This is a genomic window from Pseudomonas sp. LS1212 (genome assembly GCF_024741815.1).
In the GTDB taxonomy this organism is placed as follows: domain Bacteria; phylum Pseudomonadota; class Gammaproteobacteria; order Pseudomonadales; family Pseudomonadaceae; genus Aquipseudomonas.
This window is the reverse complement of sequence record NZ_CP102951.1, coordinates 163,066-180,999: the sequence shown is the minus strand read 5'-3', so window position 1 is coordinate 180,999 and position 17,934 is coordinate 163,066. Positions and strand designations below refer to the sequence as shown.

19 protein-coding genes and 1 pseudogene are annotated in these 17,934 nt (G+C 61.4%); 8 read left to right on the top strand and 12 right to left on the bottom strand.

Annotated features, from left to right (window positions below):
* Window positions 1–72 precede the first annotated feature (72 nt).
* Window positions 73–681: a DedA family protein gene (locus tag NVV94_RS00900; RefSeq protein ID WP_258445397.1), complete on the top strand. Its 609-nt coding sequence runs from the start codon at window positions 73–75 to the stop codon at window positions 679–681.
* Here the strand turns inward: NVV94_RS00900 and NVV94_RS00895 are convergent.
* A pseudogene (locus NVV94_RS00895) lies at window positions 667–1,619 on the bottom strand (sterol desaturase family protein). The gene NVV94_RS00900 and the pseudogene NVV94_RS00895 sit on opposite strands and share 15 nt — an antisense overlap.
* Before the next feature lie 113 nt (window positions 1,620–1,732).
* Here NVV94_RS00895 and elbB point away from each other — a divergent pair.
* A complete protein-coding gene (gene elbB, locus NVV94_RS00890; RefSeq protein ID WP_258445396.1) occupies window positions 1,733–2,392 on the top strand; it encodes an isoprenoid biosynthesis glyoxalase ElbB in 660 nt (219 codons plus the stop codon).
* Here elbB and NVV94_RS00885 read toward each other — a convergent pair whose 3' ends face one another.
* Window positions 2,393–2,854 (bottom strand): YaiI/YqxD family protein, encoded by a 462-nt coding sequence (locus NVV94_RS00885; RefSeq protein ID WP_258445395.1) that lies wholly within the window; start codon window positions 2,852–2,854, stop codon window positions 2,393–2,395.
* A gap of 391 nt (window positions 2,855–3,245) precedes the next feature.
* On the opposite strand from NVV94_RS00885, the gene NVV94_RS00880 reads away from it, so the two are divergent.
* From NVV94_RS00880 to NVV94_RS00865, 4 genes are read left to right on the top strand one after another with little or no spacing between them, the layout of a single operon-like run.
* Window positions 3,246–4,643 carry a COG3014 family protein gene (locus NVV94_RS00880; protein WP_258445394.1) on the top strand — a complete coding sequence of 466 codons (1,398 nt, stop codon included), beginning with the start codon at window positions 3,246–3,248 and terminating at the stop codon, window positions 4,641–4,643.
* 9 nt (window positions 4,644–4,652) lie between these two features.
* Entirely contained in the window at window positions 4,653–5,018 is a 366-nt protein-coding gene (locus NVV94_RS00875; RefSeq protein ID WP_258445393.1) for a YcfL family protein, read from the top strand.
* Between the two features lie 50 nt (window positions 5,019–5,068).
* The gene (gene lpoB, locus NVV94_RS00870; RefSeq protein ID WP_258447588.1) at window positions 5,069–5,656 is read left to right on the top strand and encodes a penicillin-binding protein activator LpoB; all 588 of its coding nucleotides are present in this window, start codon (window positions 5,069–5,071) and stop codon (window positions 5,654–5,656) included.
* A gap of 3 nt (window positions 5,657–5,659) precedes the next feature.
* The gene (locus NVV94_RS00865; protein WP_258445392.1) at window positions 5,660–6,403 is read left to right on the top strand and encodes a penicillin-binding protein activator LpoB; all 744 of its coding nucleotides are present in this window, start codon (window positions 5,660–5,662) and stop codon (window positions 6,401–6,403) included.
* A gap of 122 nt (window positions 6,404–6,525) precedes the next feature.
* Here NVV94_RS00865 and NVV94_RS00860 read toward each other — a convergent pair whose 3' ends face one another.
* The 3 genes from NVV94_RS00860 to NVV94_RS00850 form a co-directional block, all read right to left on the bottom strand.
* Window positions 6,526–7,158 (bottom strand): LysE family transporter, encoded by a 633-nt coding sequence (locus tag NVV94_RS00860; RefSeq protein ID WP_258445391.1) that lies wholly within the window; start codon window positions 7,156–7,158, stop codon window positions 6,526–6,528.
* A 99-nt stretch (window positions 7,159–7,257) separates the two neighbouring features.
* The gene (locus NVV94_RS00855) at window positions 7,258–7,845 is read right to left on the bottom strand and encodes a mechanosensitive ion channel family protein (protein WP_258445390.1); all 588 of its coding nucleotides are present in this window, start codon (window positions 7,843–7,845) and stop codon (window positions 7,258–7,260) included.
* On the bottom strand, window positions 7,845–9,755 hold the full coding sequence (locus NVV94_RS00850) for an ATP-binding cassette domain-containing protein (protein ID WP_258445389.1): 1,911 nt from the start codon (window positions 9,753–9,755) through the stop codon (window positions 7,845–7,847). Before NVV94_RS00850 ends, NVV94_RS00855 begins: the two co-directional genes overlap by 1 nt.
* Window positions 9,756–9,805: 50 nt before the next feature.
* On the opposite strand from NVV94_RS00850, the gene NVV94_RS00845 reads away from it, so the two are divergent.
* Window positions 9,806–10,270 (top strand): TIGR02444 family protein, encoded by a 465-nt coding sequence (locus tag NVV94_RS00845; RefSeq protein WP_258445388.1) that lies wholly within the window; start codon window positions 9,806–9,808, stop codon window positions 10,268–10,270.
* Here the strand turns inward: NVV94_RS00845 and NVV94_RS00840 are convergent.
* Complete coding sequence (locus NVV94_RS00840) at window positions 10,267–11,376, bottom strand: AlgP family protein (RefSeq protein WP_258445387.1); 1,110 nt, start codon at window positions 11,374–11,376, stop codon at window positions 10,267–10,269. The genes NVV94_RS00845 and NVV94_RS00840 overlap by 4 nt on opposite strands.
* A gap of 238 nt (window positions 11,377–11,614) precedes the next feature.
* On the opposite strand from NVV94_RS00840, the gene NVV94_RS00835 reads away from it, so the two are divergent.
* Window positions 11,615–12,280, top strand: a complete 666-nt coding sequence (locus tag NVV94_RS00835) for an FKBP-type peptidyl-prolyl cis-trans isomerase (RefSeq protein WP_258445386.1) — start codon at window positions 11,615–11,617, stop codon at window positions 12,278–12,280.
* 50 nt (window positions 12,281–12,330) lie between these two features.
* Here NVV94_RS00835 and rsd read toward each other — a convergent pair whose 3' ends face one another.
* The 6 genes from rsd to hemC all read right to left on the bottom strand — a co-directional run bounded on the left by rsd (window position 12,331) and on the right by hemC (window position 17,858).
* Entirely contained in the window at window positions 12,331–12,807 is a 477-nt protein-coding gene (gene rsd, locus NVV94_RS00830) for a sigma D regulator (protein ID WP_258445385.1), read from the bottom strand.
* Window positions 12,808–13,036: 229 nt separating this feature from the next.
* A complete protein-coding gene (locus NVV94_RS00825) occupies window positions 13,037–13,540 on the bottom strand; it encodes a disulfide bond formation protein B (protein ID WP_258445384.1) in 504 nt (167 codons plus the stop codon).
* 203 nt (window positions 13,541–13,743) lie between these two features.
* Window positions 13,744–14,982 carry a heme biosynthesis HemY N-terminal domain-containing protein gene (locus NVV94_RS00820; protein ID WP_258445383.1) on the bottom strand — a complete coding sequence of 413 codons (1,239 nt, stop codon included), beginning with the start codon at window positions 14,980–14,982 and terminating at the stop codon, window positions 13,744–13,746.
* A complete protein-coding gene (locus NVV94_RS00815) occupies window positions 14,979–16,103 on the bottom strand; it encodes a uroporphyrinogen-III C-methyltransferase (RefSeq protein ID WP_258445382.1) in 1,125 nt (374 codons plus the stop codon). The genes NVV94_RS00820 and NVV94_RS00815 overlap by 4 nt, the downstream gene beginning before the upstream one ends.
* A gap of 49 nt (window positions 16,104–16,152) precedes the next feature.
* Window positions 16,153–16,920, bottom strand: a complete 768-nt coding sequence (locus tag NVV94_RS00810) for a uroporphyrinogen-III synthase (protein WP_258445381.1) — start codon at window positions 16,918–16,920, stop codon at window positions 16,153–16,155.
* Window positions 16,917–17,858 (bottom strand): hydroxymethylbilane synthase, encoded by a 942-nt coding sequence (gene hemC, locus NVV94_RS00805; RefSeq protein ID WP_258445380.1) that lies wholly within the window; start codon window positions 17,856–17,858, stop codon window positions 16,917–16,919. The genes NVV94_RS00810 and hemC overlap by 4 nt, the downstream gene beginning before the upstream one ends.
* Window positions 17,859–17,934 lie beyond the last annotated feature (76 nt).

Genomic DNA, 17,934 nt, shown 5'->3' with positions numbered 1-17,934 from the left:
GACACATTTGGACACTTTCCCGAAAGCGCCCGAAGGGTTAGGCTGCGCGTTCATTTCGCCAGCATCCAGAAAATGCTCCAACAATTCCTGCAGGATTTCGGCTACTTAGCCCTTTTTCTTGGTACGTTTTTCGAAGGCGAAACCATCCTGGTTCTTGCCGGCTTCCTTGCGTTCCGCGGATACATGGACATCAACCTGGTGGTTGTCGTCGCGTTCTTCGGCAGCTATGCCGGCGATCAGCTGTGGTATTTCATGGGGCGCAAGCACGGGCGCAAATTGCTGGCACGCAAACCGCGCTGGCAGATGATGGGTGACCGGGCGCTGGAGCATATACGCCGGCATCCGGATATCTGGGTGCTGAGTTTTCGTTTCGTCTATGGTTTGCGCACAGTCATGCCGGTGGCCATCGGCCTTTCGGGCTACCCGCCGAGGCGCTACTTGCTGCTCAACGGTATTGGCGCTGCCATCTGGGCCTCAGCGCTGGGCGCCGCTGCCTATCACTTCGGCGCGCTCCTTGAAGGCATACTGGGCAACGTCAAGAAATACGAGCTCTGGGTGCTCGGCGGGCTGCTGCTGGTGGGTGGCTGCCTGTGGCTATGGCGCCGGATCAAGGCCGCCCGTATCGCTCGTCATACGCGAAATGCCCACAAGGCCGACCACCACGATTCAGAGGTCGGCTAGCCGGGTCAGCGGACTGCGACTGCAGTACAAACCGATTGCGCTGAGCAGGCTGTAACCGAGCACGCACGCCCAGACCAGCGCCGTGACCGGCCACAACCCGACCATGCCGGCAACCGCCATCAGCGGGATGTTCAGTGCCAATCGCGTCACCTCGAGTTTCAGCGACCATGGGCGGTTCTCGAGCGTCGCGCCGAGAACGAACAAACCCAATGCCATCCAGGCCCAGCCCACCAGCATCGCCGCCATTGGCAAGCGCTCCACCTCGGCCATCAGATAACTGCCCACGGCGACATACAGGGTGAACTGCAAGGCCACATAGACTTGCTGAGGCCAACCCAGCGGCACTTCGAATTTGCGAAACTGACTCAAGTCATGCCTGGGCGTCGGGTACCGCTGCGCCACATCCGCCGGACGCCAGCCGGTCGGCATGAACCAGATCCGCAACTTGTCCCACAGCCGCGCGGTGCGCCGCGCATCGGCCCACAGCTGAGCGTAGAATTGCACATTCGCCCATAAAGGATTCCAGCTCGCCAACGGCGTGGTCACGCCGAAAATGACCGGTTCACGGTCGTCCTCTTCCTGAAACGTGCCGAACAATCGATCCCAGACAATGAACACCCCGCCGTAATTGTGATCAGTGTAGAGAGGGTTCTGCGCATGGTGGACGCGATGATTGGACGGCGTGATGAACAACCATTCGAACCAGCCCAGCTTGGGAATGTGCCGGGTATGCACCCAGAATTGGTACAGCAGGTGGCGTAAGTCACCAGCCCGACACCCTTGGTCAACAAGCCACTGGTAGTGGAGAGCACCCCGGCACTGAGGCGGTTGATCGCGTCGGCAAATCGGTAGGTGCGCATCCCCCGCCAACGATCGGCAAGCAGCTCCAGCGCAATCAACACAAAGAAAAACGGCACGGCAAGCAGGATGAAATTCATGGTGCAACCATATTGGTGCGGACCTCACAAGATTAGGCCCGAACGCATTGAAACCCTATGGCAGCAAATGCCAAATTAGCGGACATTAACGCCATGACACAGGAGTAGCAGGCATGACCAAAAAAGTTGCAGTGATTCTTTCGGGCTGTGGTGTCTATGACGGCGCGGAAATCCATGAAAGCGTGATTACCTTGTTGCGCCTTGACCAGCGTGGAGCGCAGGTCCAGTGCTTTGCGCCCAACATTGCCCAGTTGCACGTGATCGACCACACCACCGGCGCAGAGATGCCCGAAACACGCAATGTGCTGGTCGAGTCGGCACGCATTGCACGTGGCAATATCAAGGACATTCGCGAAGCCAACGCCGAAGACTTCGACGCCTTGATCGTGCCCGGGGGCTTCGGTTCGGCCAAGAACCTCTCCAACTTCGCCATCGAAGGTACGCACTGCACCGTCCAGCCGGATGTGCTGGCACTGGCCGAAGCCTTCGCCGAAGCCGGCAAGCCGGTCGGCCTGATCTGCATTTCGCCGGCGTTGGCAGCGAAGATCTACGGCCCCGGCGTGGTCTGCACCATCGGCAACGACCCCGCGACCAGTGCAGCCATCGTCAAGATGGGTGGCACTCATGAAGAATGCGATGTTCACGACATTGTCGAAGACACCCAACGCAAGCTGGTCACTACCCCGGCCTACATGACGGCCAAGTCCATTGGTGAGGCGGCTGCCGGGATCAACAAGCTGGTCGACCGTGTGCTCGAACTGACCCAGGAATAACTAGGCCGGGAATTCACGCGCCAGGCGCGTCAGTATCCGGTCCAGCGAATTGGCGAACGCCTGCTTCTCGCGGTCGCCATAGGGCGCCTGCCCTCCTCCAACCTGGCCTTGTTCGCGCAAGTCGGTAAACAGGTTGCGTACGGCCAGGCGTTCGCCCATGTTGCGCTGATCGAACTCGCGGCCCCGCGGGTCGAGTGCAGCCACCCCCTTCTTCACCAGGCGGTCGGCCAATGGCACGTCGCTGCAGATCACCAGCTCGCCCGGCACGGCGTTTTCAACCAGATAATCGTCTGCCGCATCCGGGCCGCTGGGCACCACGATCAGTTTGACGCAGGCAAATGCCGGCTTGATCTGGCTTTGCCCCGCCACCATTATCACTTCGAGCTGGCGTTTCAAGGCGAACTTGACGACCTGATCCTTGGCCGCCTTGGGACAGGCATCGGCATCGATCCAGACACGCATGTGGGCACTTCCCCTAAAACAAAAGCCAAAAACAAAAACGGGCAACCAGTATCCCTGCTTGCCCGCTTTGCTTCAAATTCCGCCTCAGTTCGCCCGTAGAGAATCGATATGGCCAGCAGTGCCGTCACCTGGGCCTGCCGTGCAAAGCCGTGTGATCTACCCACTGGGTGAACCGGATCTTACAGTCACTCGAGCGCCACCATCAAATAGAATCAAAAAGCCACTAATTTGCCATCAACCCATCTATAATGCCGCGCCCTTTATATCGCGAAAGGGTATTGGAGCATTTCTGTTCATAAGGAATTGGCAGACCAGTCAGGGTTACTGATGCCTAGGGGTTCTCCGGCCGCCCCGCTCGATCGGCTGACATGTTCAATGAAGAAGATTTCCCATGGCATCCCGTGCTCTTACAGTCCTGGCGATCTGCGCGATCGTTCAGTTGACCGGCTGCGCAGCGTTTCGCAGCTACGATTCCGAATTGAAGGAAACCAACCAGCAGTTGGCCAGCGGCAATGTCGATGCCGCCTTGGTGCTGCTGGAAAAGAACAACCGTAGTGCAGACAAGGACCTGCTCTACTACTTCGAAAAGGGCGAACTGCTGCGCTCCAAGGGCGACCTGGCCGGTAGCCAGAGTGCCTGGAGAGCGGCAGACACCGTCGTTTTCAAATGGGAGGAATCAGTCAAGCTCGACACCGAAAAGTACATCCGGCAGTTCGGCAGCTTCCTGGTCAACGACAAGGTGCGGCGCTATGAAGGCTATGACTACGAAAAAGTCATGCTGACCACGCAGATGGCCCTGAACATGTTGGCGCTCAACGATTTCGACGGCGCCCGCACCGAGATCAAGAAGACCCACGAACGCGAAGCGACCATCGCTGAACTGCGTGACAAGGAATACCTCAAGCGAGAAGAGGAAGCCCAGAAGCAAGGCGTCCAGACCGCGTACAAGGACCTCAAGGGCTACCCGGTCGAAAGCCTCGATGCACCGGAAGTGGTCGGCCTGAAAAACAGCTATCAGAGCGCGTTCAGCCACTACCTCTCAGGCTACGTGTACGAAGCCCTTGGCGAAAAAGGCCTGGCCGCGCCGGGCTATCGCAAGGCCGCCGAACTGCGCCCCAACACACCGCTGCTGGAGCAGGCATTGCTGGACCTGGACAAGCCTGCCGACAAAAGCACTGACAGCGTTGTACTGATCGTGGTGCAAAGTGGCCTGGCACCGGCCCGCGACTCAATCCGCATTCCCCTGCCCCTGCTGATCAGCGGCAACATGGTTATCACCCCGCTGTCGTTCCCGGTCATCAAGGAAGACACCTCGACCCCACGCTTCGCCCAGATCCACCTGGACGGCAAGGCACTGGACCTGACCGCGCTCAACAGCACCACTGCCATGTCTCGCCGCGCCCTGCGCGATGACATGCCAGGCATCATCCTGCGCACCAGCGTGCGGGCGATCACCCGGGGTGTCGCACAAAAGCAGATCAACGACGTCAATCCCCTGGCCGGCCTTGCCGTCGGCCTGGCTTCAGCAATTACCGAAGGGGCCGATACCCGTACCTGGCGCACCTTGCCGGACGATACCCAGGTGGTCCGTCTGCGCATCAAGCAGGGTGAGCACCAGTTGAGCCTGCCCTCAAACCTGGGTGGCACCCAGGTCAAGATCAGGATCGACCGCCCCTATCAGGTCGTAGCCCTGCGCGTGATCGGTAACCAGGTCTTCGCCGGCGGCCCTGCGGTTCAGGTACCGCCAAGCGCTACCCCCCAGGCCGTGGCCAGCCTCACTCAACCTTAAGGAATACCTATGCGCTTCAAGATCCTCGGCGCCATGGCGCTGGCCCTGCTCGCCGGCTGCGCGACCCCTCCAGCCCCGGACAGCGCCGCAAGCAAAGTGGTGGTCATGGGCAAACTGAAGAACATCGAAGTCAGCCAGATTCGGGTCGCTCGGGAGAATGGTTTTCTCACCGTCAAGGTGGCCTTGAACAACGACAGCAGCAGGAACCAGTCGATGTTCTATCGCTTTGCCTGGCTGGGTAACGACGGCTTCCCGGTGGCCGACGAAGAAAGCTGGAAAACGCTGACCCTGTACGGTGAGCAATCCAGTGTATTGCCAGCCATTGCCCCGGTTCCCCAAGCGACCGACTTCCGCCTGGAAGTCCAGTCCCGGTAATCGCCACTCTGTCTCGCCCCAATTGACACACTCGAGAGAACCCAAACATGTTGATTGCACGCTTTTCCCTCCTGGCCCTCATCGCCGCCCTGGCCAGCGGCTGCGCTTCAACCTCCCCCGTGCTCGGTGGCAAGAACATCAACTACGGCGACAGCAAGGCCGTCGAGTTGATTACTAACGAATTCGGCTCCACCGACCTGCAAATGATCGCCGAAAGCATGACCCGCTCCCTGGCCCAGTCCGGCACCCTGCAAGGTCGCCCGGTAGTGCAGGTCTATGACGTGAAGAACAAGACCAGCGAGTACATCGACACACGCGAGATCACCACCTCGATCAAAACCCAGCTGATGAAATCCGGTACCGCCCGTTTCGCCAGCGACAACACCGACATGCAGAGCCAGGTTGACCAGCTGAAACTGCAGAACCAGAGCGGCCTGTACAAGAAATCGACGGTGAACAAGACCGGCAACATGATCGCGGCCAAATATCGCCTGGAAGGTTCGATCAGTTCGATCGTCAAGCGCAGCAGCGATTACAAGGACGTGTTCTACAAGTTCAGCCTGCAACTGATTGACGTGGAAAGCGGCCTGGCCGAGTGGATGGACGAAAAAGAGATCCGCAAGACCACGGAGCGCTAAGCAATGCGTGCATGGATTGGAATCTTGGGCCTGGCCTGCGCATTCGGTGCGCAGGCGGCTCCAAAAATCGCGGTCACGGACCTCGCGTTTCAGGAACGTGTGGAGCGTTACATCCACATCGTTTCAGCCCAGAACAACTTCCAGGCCAGCGGCTTTCAGGCCAGCGGCTCATCGAGCTATGCCGAACTGGAGAGCCGCGACAGCTACATCGAGCAAGGCGAGCTGCGCAAGTTCACCGGTGACATCAAGGGCGAGATCCTCAAGTCCGGGATGTTCCGGCTGGTACAGGGTGCTCCCTACACGGCCAAGTCACAGGAAGACGTCTACGACGTCATCGAGCGCATTCGCAATGGCAGCTTCGAAGGCGCCGACTATGTGCTGTTCGGCACCGTCTCGGACATCGACTTCCAGCAGGACCTCACCGCCCTGGATCACACCGACACCCATTCGGCCGTGCTCGGGCTGACGCTGGTTGCCGATTTCAGCCTGATCGACACCCGCACCTTCGAGATCACCTCGGCTTTTACGGCCATGGGCGAAGTCCAGGACACCAAGCTGGTGAATGGGCAGGATCTTCGCGTCAGGCTCAATCGCCCGCGCGTGGTCCGTGAGGTTTCCAGGGAAATCGGGATCGATGTGGCGCGCCAGCTCGATGAGCAACTCGGCGATGCGTCAGATTTCCAGGGGGACCATCCGGCGCCAAGAAACAACTTGCCACCGGATGAAGCACCGAAGATCTTGCGCTGAAAACGGGAAAATTCTGTGGTGGCTGGCAGGCCTCATCGCTGGCAAGCCAGCTCCTACATGGTTCCCCACAGGCTTCTGTAGGAGCTGGCTTGCCAGCGATGGGCGGCACAGCCGCCCCGTTTTCAGACCGGCGTTCGCCGAATCGTCGCCAGCAGTGTCGCCGCGCCGATGAACAACCCGGCAAAGGTACGGTTCATTCGCTGCTGTTGCTTTGGCGTACGCAACAGCCGCAGCACCCGCGCCGCCAGGCCGGTATAACCGGCCATGACCAGCAGATCGACCGTGATCATGGTCGCGCCGATGGTCAGGTATTGGGCCAGCAGCGGCGCCTGCGGGTTAATGAACTGCGGCAACACGGCGAGCATGAACACCAGCGCCTTGGGGTTGCTGACGTTCACCAGGAAACCACGGAAGACCAGGCTCAACGGCTTGCCGATTGGCCGCACGGCCGACTCGTCGCTCATGTCGCTGGGCAGTGCGCGCCATTGCTTGATGGCCAGGTAGACCAGATAGAACACGCCGAACCATTTGATCACCTGGAAAGCAGTCGCCGATGCTGCGAGGATCGCGCCGACACCGGCGGCGATGATCGCGATCTGCATCACCAGGCCCAGTTGCAGGCCAAGAGCGTTCCAGTAGCCGCGCCAGAAGCCGTACTGCAGACCACAGGACATCGACGCGATGGCGCCGGCCCCCGGGGAAAGACTGATTACCCAACAAGCGGCAAAAAATGCCAGCCACGTTTCCAGCGTCATTGCACACCTCGGCCAAACTCGACATAGAGCACTAACCTAGTGTGCCAGCGAAAAAATCACCATGCTTTTTTTCAGACCAATGCAATGGCGGATGCTGGATCAGCCAGGCTTGTGCGTCGCTTCGGAAACCAGCGGCAACACATCGCTGCCTCTCCAGCGTCGTACCGACTTCTGGAAGAACTGGCTATTGGGCACCTGGACCAGCGCGCCGCCGGCCTCGGGCAATTCGATCAGGGTCGTGAAGAGCAGGTTGATGGCCACCACCCGGCCCTTGACCCCGGGCTTGTCGGTCGTATCCACCAACTCGACTACATCGCCGATGCGAAACGGCCCCACGGTAAAGATCAGTACCGCGCACAGCAGGTTCGAGAGCACGCTCCACATGGCGAAGAACGCCACGGCGGCGACCGCGACAAAACCTGACAAGGCCGTCCAGAGGACCGTGGCCGAAACACCGAGGCGCTCCAGCACGACAATCAAGGCACTGCCCATGATCAGCCAGCGCAGACCGCCGCGTACGGGCACGAGCAATTCCGGTGGCAGCGGATAACGCTTGCTCAGGCGGCTCAGGCAACGCGCTACCAGCCGCTGCACCACAAAGGCCGCCACCAGGATCAGCAGAATCTGCAACCCCAGCCAGAACGGCGCGATCCACTCCACCGGCAACAGCTGTTTGAGCGCCTCCATCAGGACAGCGCCTCCAGCTCCGCCTGCATGTTTTCCAACAGCTCGAGGGCAGCCATCCAGGCTTCTTCAAGATCGGCCTCACGGGACTTCAGACTGGCCTGCCGGGCCAGCAGATCGCGCAGTTCGTCCTTGCGCGCCGCGTCGTAGATGGCACTGTCGCCCAAGGCCGCTTCGACCTTGGCCAATTGCTCATGCAGGGTCCCCAGGTCGCGCTCGAGCTTGTCGGCCTCACGCTTGTGCGGCGCAAGTTGCTGTCGCAGTGCCGCAGCGGCCTGGCGCTGGGCCTTCTTGTCGGTCTTGTCGACGTTGACCGGGGTGGTGCTGACCGGCGCGTTGCGCTGGCGGTAATCGACCAGCCAGCGTGCGTAGTCATCCAGATCGCCATCGAAGGTTTCGATCCGGCCATCGGCGACCAGCAGGAAGTCGTCGGTGGTGCTCTTGAGCAGGTGTCGATCGTGGGAAACCACCACCACTGCCCCGCTGAACTCCTGCAGGGCCATGGTCAGTGCCAGGCGCATTTCCAGGTCCAGGTGGTTGGTCGGCTCATCGAGCAGCAACAGGTTCGGTCGCTCCCAGGCAATCAGTGCCAGGGCCAGTCGGGCTTTCTCGCCACCGGAGAAATTCAGTACCGGTTCGTCGATGCGCGCCCCGCGGAAGTCGAAACCGCCGAGGAAATCGCGCAGCGTCTGTTCACGCTCGGTCGGAGCCAGGCGTTGCAGGTGCAGCAAGGGGCTTGCCTTGCTGTCCAGGGAGTCCAGTTGATGCTGGGCGAAGTACCCCACCACCAGGTTCTCGCCCCGCACCAGGCGGCCACTCAGGGGCTCCAGTTCACCAGCAAGGTTTTTGATCAGGGTCGACTTGCCCGCACCGTTCGGGCCGAGCAAACCGATCCGCGCACCCGGCGCCAGCTGCAACTTGACCTTCTCCAGGATGGTCTTGTCGCCGTAGCCCAGGCGTGCGTCGGACAGATCCAGCAGGGGGCTGGAGATCTTGGCCGACTCGCGGAACACGAAGTCGAACGGGGAGTCGACGTGCGCCGCAGACAGTTCTTCCATCCGCTCCAGCGCCTTGATCCGGCTTTGTGCCTGGCGGGCCTTGGTGGCCTGGGCCTTGAACCGCGCAATGTATTTTTCCATGTGCGCGCGTTGGGCCTGCTGCTTCTCGTAAGCCTGCTGCTGCTGCGCCAGGCGCTCGGCACGGGCGCGTTCGAACGCGGTGTAGCCACCACGGTAAAGCGTCAGCTTGCACTGTTCGACATGGGCAATCTGATCGACCACGGCATCGAGGAAATCCCGGTCGTGGGAGATCAGCAACAAAGTGCCCGGATAACTCTTGAGCCACTCTTCCAGCCAGAGGATGGCATCGAGGTCCAGGTGGTTGGTCGGCTCATCGAGCAGCAACAGATCGGACGGGCACATCAGTGCCTGGGCCAGGTTCAGGCGCATCCGCCAGCCACCGGAGAAGTCCCCGACCCGACGGTCCATTTGCTCGTTGCTGAAGCCCAGCCCCGCCAGCAGCTTGCGCGCTCGCGCATCGGCAGTGTAGCCGTCGGCGCTGTCGAGCTCGATATGCAGGCGTGCCAGAGCCGTCCCGTCGTGCATCTGCTCAGCCTCGGCCAGCTCTCGCTGGACCTTGCGCAGGCGCACGTCGCCGTCGAGCACATAGTCGACCGCAATGCGTTCGAGCGTGTCGACCTCCTGGCGCATGTGGGCGATGCGCCAGTCGGCGGGCAACAGGCAGTCACCGGCGTCAGGCACCAACTCACCGCGCAGCATGGCGAACAGGCTGGATTTACCGGCGCCATTGGCACCGATCAGACCGGCTTTCTGGCCGGCGTGCAGCGTCAGCTCGGCGTCTTCTAGCAGACGTTGCGGGCCACGCTGTAAAGTGAGGTTCTGTAGTCGAATCATAATGGCGGCGGAGTCTACCAGTTTCGCTGGCAACTGGCGCGAGTAGGACTATGTATACCGACCTGTGGAGCTTTGCCTTGGCGCTGTATTCCCGTCCGGGTGTTGAAACGGCCTGCCTTGATCTTCAAGCAGCCGGTGCCGATGTTTGCCTGCTGCTTTGCGGTGCCTGGCTGGCGGAACGGGGCGTGGCTCCGACCGCCGAGCGTGTGAAGCAACTGCAACAGATGGCCGGGCCATGGCAAACCGACGTCGTGCAACCGTTGCGGCAATTGCGCCAGCAATGGCGTGAGGCCGCGCTGCAGGACGCCGGGCTGAACGCGCTGCGCAAGCAGGTCAAAACGCTGGAACTGGAGGCCGAACGGCAATTGCTGATGCGGCTCGAAGGGTTGAGCAGCGAATGGCCCGCAGGGCAGGCCGAGCATGTGTCGGACTGGTTGCAAAGGCTGGCCCCCGCAGGGCAAAGCCTCCCCCACGGCGCGCTGCAGGTGCTGCGCGCCGCGGTGGCCAGGGCTTAGGTAGCTGACACTGGACCCAGGCCGCTGATGACCGGTGTCGCTGGCGTGCTGGCTTGCGGGGCTGCGGTTGGCGCATTCGTCGGGGTCGCGGCTGGCGCCGTGGACGCAGGAGCCATGGACGCAGTTGCTGTCGGCGTTGCCGGCTTGGCGGGCGCTGGTTTGGCAGCCGTAGCGGCCGGCCTTTTCACCGCAGGTCTTGCTGCAGGCTTGGCCGGTGCTTTGCTCGCTGCAGGCCTGGCCGCCGGTTTAGCGGCAGGTTTTGCTGCAGGCTTGGCCGCAGCTGGCTTGGCTGCTGGCTTGGCGGCGGCAGGCTTGCTGGCAGCAGCTTTGGCTGCGGGTTTTGCAGCAGGTTTTGCAGCCGCTTTAACTGCCGGCTTGGCAGCCGGTTTCGCGGCAGCGCCAGCGGCAGGTTTGGCCGCTGCTTTAACCGCGGGCTTGGCAGCGGGTTTCGCAGCAGCGCTGGCGGCAGGCTTGGCAGCCGCTTTGACTGCAGGTTTGGCAGCGGGTTTCGCAGCCGGCTTGCCGGCAGGTTTTGCAGCGGCTGCTCTTGCTGCAGGTTTAGCAGCCGGCTTGGCGCTGCTCGCTGCTGCAGTTTTGGTCGCAGGTTTGGCCGTCGGCTTCGCGGCAGGCTTGGCAGCCGGTTTCGTCGCAGCTGGCTTGGCGGCACTGCTCGCCGCAGCCGGCTTGGCAGCAGCAGGTTTCGCGGTGCGCAGAGTCAGGGCTTTGCTCGCAGCCTCTTTCACGCGACCAATGCCTTGGGCGAGCTTCAGGCTTTCCTGGGCATCGCGCTTGAGTTGGAGGATATAGTTGCGGGTCTCCGACTGACGATCTTTCAGTGCGTCAAGCAGGTCTTCAAGTTCCTTCACCGCACCCTTGGCTTTTGCTTGTGCCTTGGCTTTGCCTGCCGCTGCAGCATCCTGCAATTTAGTCCGCGACTTGTGCAGTTTTTCTTGAGCCTTTCCTCGTTGCTTCTCGAGCTTGGCGAGCAGTTTTTCAGCATCAGCCATCGCTTGGGAGCAGGCACTTTCCAGATGCTCGAGCAGACTACTCGAAAGCTGTTGGAGCAGATGCAACGGAGTGTTTACAGGCTTCTTATTGGCCGACATGGCATACCTCCTGGCTGAAGTGAATGCGGCTCATACTAGACCTCTGCTGCTACCGCCGCTAGGGCATGTTGACAGTATCGAATGCGCCGCGTTGCATGCCTGGGCAAATGTTATTTCGCTGCAGCTGCACACCAGTGTAGATCCCGCTTGGGCAACTGTCGGCAAAGCTTGAAAGCCAGCCCACGCAAGCTGTTGCGGCACTGGCATAATCGCGTCCCTCTGAACACGGAGCGTGCCCATGTCGCGTCACCTGTTGTTGTCGTTTTTCCTGCTGCTGCCCCTGGCGCATGCAGACGAAAAAATGAATGCCGCAAGCCCTCACGACCTCGCCTACAGCCTGGGTGCAAGCCTGGGTGAACGCCTGCGTCAGGAGGTGCCCGACCTGGAGTTGCAAGCACTGCTCGACGGGCTGCAACAGGCTTATCAGAACAAGCCGCTGGCGTTGAGCAACGCCCGTATTGAAGAAGTGCTACGCCAGCACGAGGCACTTGCCAACCAAGCCGCAATCGACGGCCAGGCCGAAAATCTCCTGGCGGCCGAGCGACGCTTTCTGGCCAATGAAAAAGCTCGGGCAGGCGTTCGCGAATTGGCCAACGGCATCCTGCTGACCGAGCTCAAGCCGGGGGCGGGCGCAAGACCCGCTGGCGGGGGAAAAGTGCAGGTGCGCTACGTGGGGAAATTGCCCGATGGCACGGTGTTCGATCAGAGCAGCGAGGCCCAGTGGTTTCGTCTGGACAGCGTCATCGGCGGCTGGCAATCAGCGTTGCCGCAAATGCCGGTTGGCGCGAAATGGCGACTGGTGATTCCATCGGCGCAAGCCTATGGCGCAGAAGGTGCCGGTGACCTGATCGCACCCTATACACCGCTGACATTCGAGATCGAGTTGCTGGGGATTGGTGACTGAGCACCAGAGAGGGTCGATACGGTGTTGTGAAACACCGTATCGCTACTGCTTCACGCTTGCTCTGCTGCGTCTACTTCCTTGTGCGCAGTGTGCAAGACTTCGATCAGGCAGTCTTCCAGTTCGAAGCGCTCATGCAACAGCTCGCCGAGCTCCTTGCGTGCCGTCTCGACTTTCTCGGTATCCGAACAGTCGCCCTTGTCGCAGAGGTCATTGAAAGCCAGCGCTTTCTCGGTAATGAAGTCGATGCGCGGGTAGATCGTCTTGGCCAGCTCCAGACCACGTTCGTCGCCAAACGCCTTGGCTTCATTGGTCAGCTGTTCGTAGACCTCGAAATGTCCTGCAGAAACGTAGTCGACCAGAATCGCGCAGAACTTCAACAGCTCCTTGCGCTGGCCGCCATTTTTTTGCGGAATCTCGCGGAGGCTATCGAAAGCCCGCACCAGTTCGTGTCTCTCCTGCAGCCAGCGGTCGATAAGCAGATGAACTCCACCCCAGCGTTCCTGAGCATTCTGACAACTTTCGAGCATGGTGATCTCTTCCCTTCTGGGTAATGCCGCCGTCCACCCGCTCCTCGACATCGAGGAACAAGGCCTGTACCAGCCAAGCGGCATTGAGCAGCCTGTTTTTCTGTAGTGCGTGCTGGGAGATTATGCCCCCACGCCTATGGCTTCAAGGTACTCAGGAGATAAAGTTCATACAAGTGTTTAATCTCTGTCCGATATGACACAAGTCAAGTCCGCCCCAGACTGGCTTGGCTCAAAATGCTTGACGATATCGGTACAGAAGCTGGATGAGTGCGAAGACCGCCATGCCCGCAAACGCCAGCAAGCTCCACTCGGCAAGGCTCATTTGCAGCAGCGTCCACTTGATCCGCACGCAGTCCGGGGTCCCCAGCAACAGGGTTTCAGCCACCTCGTTGAACGGCATTGAACGCAGCATTTGCCCAAGAGGAGGCTGGCAGGACGCTTGTGGCGCCTGCGTACCGCTCTGCAGCCAAACCTGGCGGCTTGCCGCGAGCGCACCGAGCAAGGCGCATGTCACTGCCAGGCCCCAATAAACGTGCTGCCCCGCTCTGCCGGGAGCGTGGATGAAAGCTGCCAGGCAGACAGCCCCGAAGGCAACCAGAAAAAACCGCTGCACCAGGCACAGCGGGCAAGGTTGGAGACCGACCCCGAACTCCAGGTACAAGACTCCCCCCATGACCAGCAGCGATGCCATGAAAGCCAGAAAGAACAATGAGCGCGAACGGGCCAGAAACATGGTGAATCCAGAGCGGAGTAGACAATACGTAACGGTAGAGGAAAGCCCCGCCCCCTTACAAGGCGAGGTGAACCGGACAACTCCTTAATCCTGTAGGGAAAAGCCGACAGAAAGAAGACGATTCAGAAAGGTGGCGCAATGAGCCGGCGAACGATCGGTAAGGCGAAGCGGGCTTTTCCGTTGTGGAGAAGCCCGAAGTACGATCAGGTTCGTACGCTGTCAGGTAGCGGCAATGCCAGCAGGCGCTCGTCGAGCAAGCCAAGCCCCTCTTGAAACAGCTGATTGCTGCGCTCGGTATCGCCCAGCTGAGCCAGCAGGCGAGCCAGCTCGGCGCAAGCCTCCGGATTACGTTCAAAGCGCAGGCTGCTCTCAAGGTAGTCGCGCGCCTTGCCCCACAAGCGATTTTGCAGGCACAGCCGACCCAGCGTCAGCAGCAGGCTCGGGTCTTCGGGGTGCTGCTTGAGCCAACCTTCGGCCGTTTGCAGCTGACGCGCCGAATCGCTCCCGCGCACCAGGCCATAGAGACGCGCGAGGTGGCTGTCGTACTTGCGTTTGAGTGCCGTGCGCAAGGCATCCTCAGCCTCCCCTTCAGCCCCCAGCTGACGCAATTGCTCGGCATAGGCCAGCACCAACTGCGACTCCTGGCGTTGAGCCGCTGTCAGCTGCTGCCAGGCTCGTTCCAATGACTGACGCCCGGCTTCGCCCTCCTCTTCCCGTTGCACCGCCAGGCTGAGGCTCTCGCCCCAGGCGCGGCGCTCCAGTTCGGCGAGTTCGGCCGCTGGCAAGACCTTGTCCTTGCGCAAATCCGGCAACATGCGGATCAATGCCGGCCAATCCCCCCGCTGCTGATGCAGGCGCTGCAGTTGGCGCAGCACCTGGGCATTGCGAGGATGGCGCTCATGCATGGCTTGCAGGGTAGTCAGCGAACCTTCCGTATCACCTCGATCCACTTGCAGCTGGGCATGGCTCAAGGCAATGGCCAACTCGGCCTGGGGTTGTCGCTCCAATGCCCGCTCCAGCAAGCCGTCGCTTTCTTCGTAACGCCCCAACTCGTTTGCCGCACGCGCAGCACCGAGGTAATACAGCAAGGGTTGCCGCTCAGCCTCGGCAGCCCTGTGCAAATGCCGCTGTGCAGCGGCCCAGCGCCCCTCGGCCAGGTCCAGTTGCCCCTGCTCGATGGCCAACTGCACGCGCCGGCTGCGGTTGCGCCGCGACCAGGGGTTGACCACGCCACCGGAGGTCGTCACCAGGCCGATCAATGCCTTGGTGACCAGGACCAGTAGCCAGGCAAGCACCAGCAATGCCAAGGTCGCCCAGAGGCTCGACTCGTAGCGGAAACTCTTGTAGGCAATCAGTACATAACCGGTATGTTGCGCAATCGCCATGCCCAGTACGGCAGCCACTGCAATCGCGATCACGACCGCCACATAGACACGCTTCATGGGCTGGTCTCCTCACTGGCCGGTGCGGCCGGCCTGGCCTCCTCGGCAGGCAGGTGGCTCCGCTCGAGGTAGGCCTGGACCGCGCTGAGGCTGCCGGCCAGATCCGGAGTGACGACCGAGACCGGTTGCTTCGCCAGTTCGTCGATCTGCTCGACCATCACCCTGCTTTGCGGGTTGTCCCGGTTGAAGTTACTGAGCAGCACGCTGAGCGCTTCATCCAGCGCCTGGGTGTACACCTTCGGCTCGCCATTGAGCGCGGCCCATTGAGCCTGTTCCAGGGCCAGGCTCAGCGTCAGGCGCACCTGGTTGAGCGCCTGGCCGGCCAGCAACGGGCGAACGTTCTTGTCGGCATTGAAATCGATGCGGAAGTACCGCGAAATCTGTTCCCACCATTGCGACCAGCGACTGGGGCCATCGCCGTCGGCCGTCAGGCCGAACAGCGATTCGCCCTGGTTCTGGAACTCGGGTGCCAGTGCATTGAGCTGGACAACTTGCTCGCGCAGGGCGGCCAGCTTCAGGTACAGGCCGGTGCGATCCGGCTGCGTCACACTGTGCAGTGCCGCCAGGCTGTTGGCCAATTGCTCGCGTGCAGCGAAAGCGCCCGGGTCGTTCTGCTCGCGGAGAATTTCATCGGCACCCTGCACCAGGGCCCTGGCGCTGCTGATGTCCTGCAGCGCCGACAGACGCAGGCTTGCCAGGCGCAGCAAATGCTCGGCTTCGGCCAGGCGCCAGTCCTTGCGACTGGCGCCCAGCACCGTTTCCAGGCGCTGGCTCAAATGCTGCTGATCGCCTTGCAACTGCGCCACCAGGCGCCGCCGTTCTTCCAGTTCATCGGCCGCCGGCATCTGGGCCAGGCGCGCCGCCAGCTGCTGCTCGCTTTGTTTGAGAATCTGCGATTGCGCATTCAAGGCTTCCAGCTGCCCGGACTGCGCTTGATGCCCGGCTTCAAGGTGACGAACCTGCCAGACCCCCCAACCCCCTGCCGCAATTCCGGCAGCGCCAAGCAGCAAGGCGACGATTGCCAAGCCATTGCCGTTGCGTTGCGCGGGTGCGGTTGGTGTTTCGGCGGGCGCATCGGCCGGTGGAACCAGATCATCTTTAGGCAAGGCTGTTTCGCTCACGTATCCATCCTTTGCATTGAGGCGTTCGACCGACCTTATCGGTCGTGCCTTAGAGGGCCGGTGCGGGGTATTCCCGCAGCGCTGCCAGCAACGCCGCGGCGCTGGCACCACGACAATCCACTACATTGCGCACGCCGGCAGCTCGGGCCACCCCGGCGACACGCGGACTTGGTACAAACAACGTCAACTGCGCCAGTTGCGGCCAATCATCGCCGGCCAACTGCCGAAGGTGTTCAAACCCTTGCCCACTGCTGACCACCAGGCCGTTCAAGCGCTCCGCCCGGACCTTGTGCAGCAGGGCGTCAGCAGCATATTCCGGCAGGTGGCGGCGATACAATTCCAAATAGTCGACACTAGCACCCAGCTCGCACAAACGCTCGGCCAGCAACTCCCGGCCGCCCTCTCCGCGCATGATCAAGACTCGCGCATCGGGCCTGGCGATGGCCGCCTGCAACTGTGGCAACTGCAAGAGTGCTTCGCTGTCGTCACCCACGGCCGGACAGGTCACGGCCAGGCCGTGTTCTTCAAGAATCTGCGCGGTCGCCGCGCCAACGCTGAACCACGCCTGCTGCGGCGGTTGCGGCCAATATAGGCCGACCAGGCCCAGCCCCAGGCGGGCTGCCGGCTTGCTGACGACGATGATTGCGCAATAGCGATCCAGATCGAGAATCCGGCTGCGCTGTGCTGCGCTCACCGGCACTGCCTCGATCTCCAGCAGCGGTAGAACGCTGCCGAAAATGCCCGTCTCGGCAAGCGTGGCCGCCAGTGCGGTGGCTTCGTCCGCCGGCCGGGTCAGCAGCAAACGCCAGCCACTCACTCGTGACCCGCCTCGCCGTAGACCGCCTTCAGAATTTTATCGGCGCCCTGGGCCAGCAAATCTTCGGCGACCTGCACGCCAAGCGCCTCGGCATCGGCCTGCGGACCGCGTGCCTGGGCCGTCAGCAGCAGGCCACCGCTCGGCGCGCCGACCAGCCCGCGCAGCCAGACCTGATCACCTTCGAGAACGGCATAGCAGGCAATCGGAACCTGGCAGCCACCATTGAGGTGTTTGTTCAGCGCCCGCTCGGCAGTGACCCGCACGGCGGTGTCGTGATGGTGAAGTGGCTTGAGCAGCTCATGAATTTCGCTATCGGCCGTGCGGCACTCGATGCCGACCGCGCCCTGGCCACCGGCCGGCAAGCTGTCTTCGACGCTGATGGTCGACGCGATGCGGTCTTCGAAGCCCAGACGGATCAGGCCGGCAGCCGCGAGAATGATCGCGTCGTATTCGCCGGCGTCGAGCTTGGCCAGGCGGGTATTGACGTTGCCACGCAGGAAACGGATTTGCAGGTCTGGGCGCCGAGTCAGCAATTGCGCCTGGCGACGCAGGCTGGAAGTGCCGACGATGCTGCCGACCGGCAAGGCATCCAGGCTGCTGTAGGTATTGGAAACGAAGGCATCGCGCGGGTCTTCGCGCTCGCAGATGCAGAACAGGCCCAGGCCTTCGGGGAAGTCCATCGGTACATCCTTCATCGAATGCACGGCGATGTCGGCCTCCTGCTCGAGCAGCGCGGTCTCCAGCTCCTTGACGAACAGGCCCTTGCCTCCGATTTTCGACAATGGCGAGTCGAGTAGCTTGTCGCCGCGACTGACCATAGGCACGAGCGTTACGATCAGACCAGGATGAGCCTGCTCCAGGCGCGCCTTGACGTATTCGGCCTGCCACAGGGCCAGGGCACTTTTGCGGGTAGCAATGCGGATTTCGCGAGAGGACATGGTTCAATCCGTACTCAATAGATTTAAGACGGATAATAACAGCTCGGCCGAAGCAGCTTGAAATTCTCTGTGAAAG

What these genes read in the sequence shown, in the direction of transcription:
- NVV94_RS00900 (WP_258445397.1), top strand. Translation starts at nt 73, where the DNA reads ATGCTCCAACAATTCCTGCAGGATTTCGGCTACTTAGCCCTTTTTCTT.
- elbB (WP_258445396.1), top strand. Translation starts at nt 1,733, where the DNA reads ATGACCAAAAAAGTTGCAGTGATTCTTTCGGGCTGTGGTGTCTATGAC.
- NVV94_RS00885 (WP_258445395.1), bottom strand. Translation starts at nt 2,854, where the DNA reads ATGCGTGTCTGGATCGATGCCGATGCCTGTCCCAAGGCGGCCAAGGAT.
- NVV94_RS00880 (WP_258445394.1), top strand. Translation starts at nt 3,246, where the DNA reads ATGGCATCCCGTGCTCTTACAGTCCTGGCGATCTGCGCGATCGTTCAG.
- NVV94_RS00875 (WP_258445393.1), top strand. Translation starts at nt 4,653, where the DNA reads ATGCGCTTCAAGATCCTCGGCGCCATGGCGCTGGCCCTGCTCGCCGGC.
- NVV94_RS00865 (WP_258445392.1), top strand. Translation starts at nt 5,660, where the DNA reads ATGCGTGCATGGATTGGAATCTTGGGCCTGGCCTGCGCATTCGGTGCG.
- NVV94_RS00860 (WP_258445391.1), bottom strand. Translation starts at nt 7,158, where the DNA reads ATGACGCTGGAAACGTGGCTGGCATTTTTTGCCGCTTGTTGGGTAATC.
- NVV94_RS00855 (WP_258445390.1), bottom strand. Translation starts at nt 7,845, where the DNA reads ATGGAGGCGCTCAAACAGCTGTTGCCGGTGGAGTGGATCGCGCCGTTC.
- NVV94_RS00850 (WP_258445389.1), bottom strand. Translation starts at nt 9,755, where the DNA reads ATGATTCGACTACAGAACCTCACTTTACAGCGTGGCCCGCAACGTCTG.
- NVV94_RS00845 (WP_258445388.1), top strand. Translation starts at nt 9,806, where the DNA reads ATGTATACCGACCTGTGGAGCTTTGCCTTGGCGCTGTATTCCCGTCCG.
- NVV94_RS00840 (WP_258445387.1), bottom strand. Translation starts at nt 11,376, where the DNA reads ATGTCGGCCAATAAGAAGCCTGTAAACACTCCGTTGCATCTGCTCCAA.
- NVV94_RS00835 (WP_258445386.1), top strand. Translation starts at nt 11,615, where the DNA reads ATGTCGCGTCACCTGTTGTTGTCGTTTTTCCTGCTGCTGCCCCTGGCG.
- rsd (WP_258445385.1), bottom strand. Translation starts at nt 12,807, where the DNA reads ATGCTCGAAAGTTGTCAGAATGCTCAGGAACGCTGGGGTGGAGTTCAT.
- NVV94_RS00825 (WP_258445384.1), bottom strand. Translation starts at nt 13,540, where the DNA reads ATGTTTCTGGCCCGTTCGCGCTCATTGTTCTTTCTGGCTTTCATGGCA.
- NVV94_RS00820 (WP_258445383.1), bottom strand. Translation starts at nt 14,982, where the DNA reads ATGAAGCGTGTCTATGTGGCGGTCGTGATCGCGATTGCAGTGGCTGCC.
- hemC (WP_258445380.1), bottom strand. Translation starts at nt 17,858, where the DNA reads ATGTCCTCTCGCGAAATCCGCATTGCTACCCGCAAAAGTGCCCTGGCC.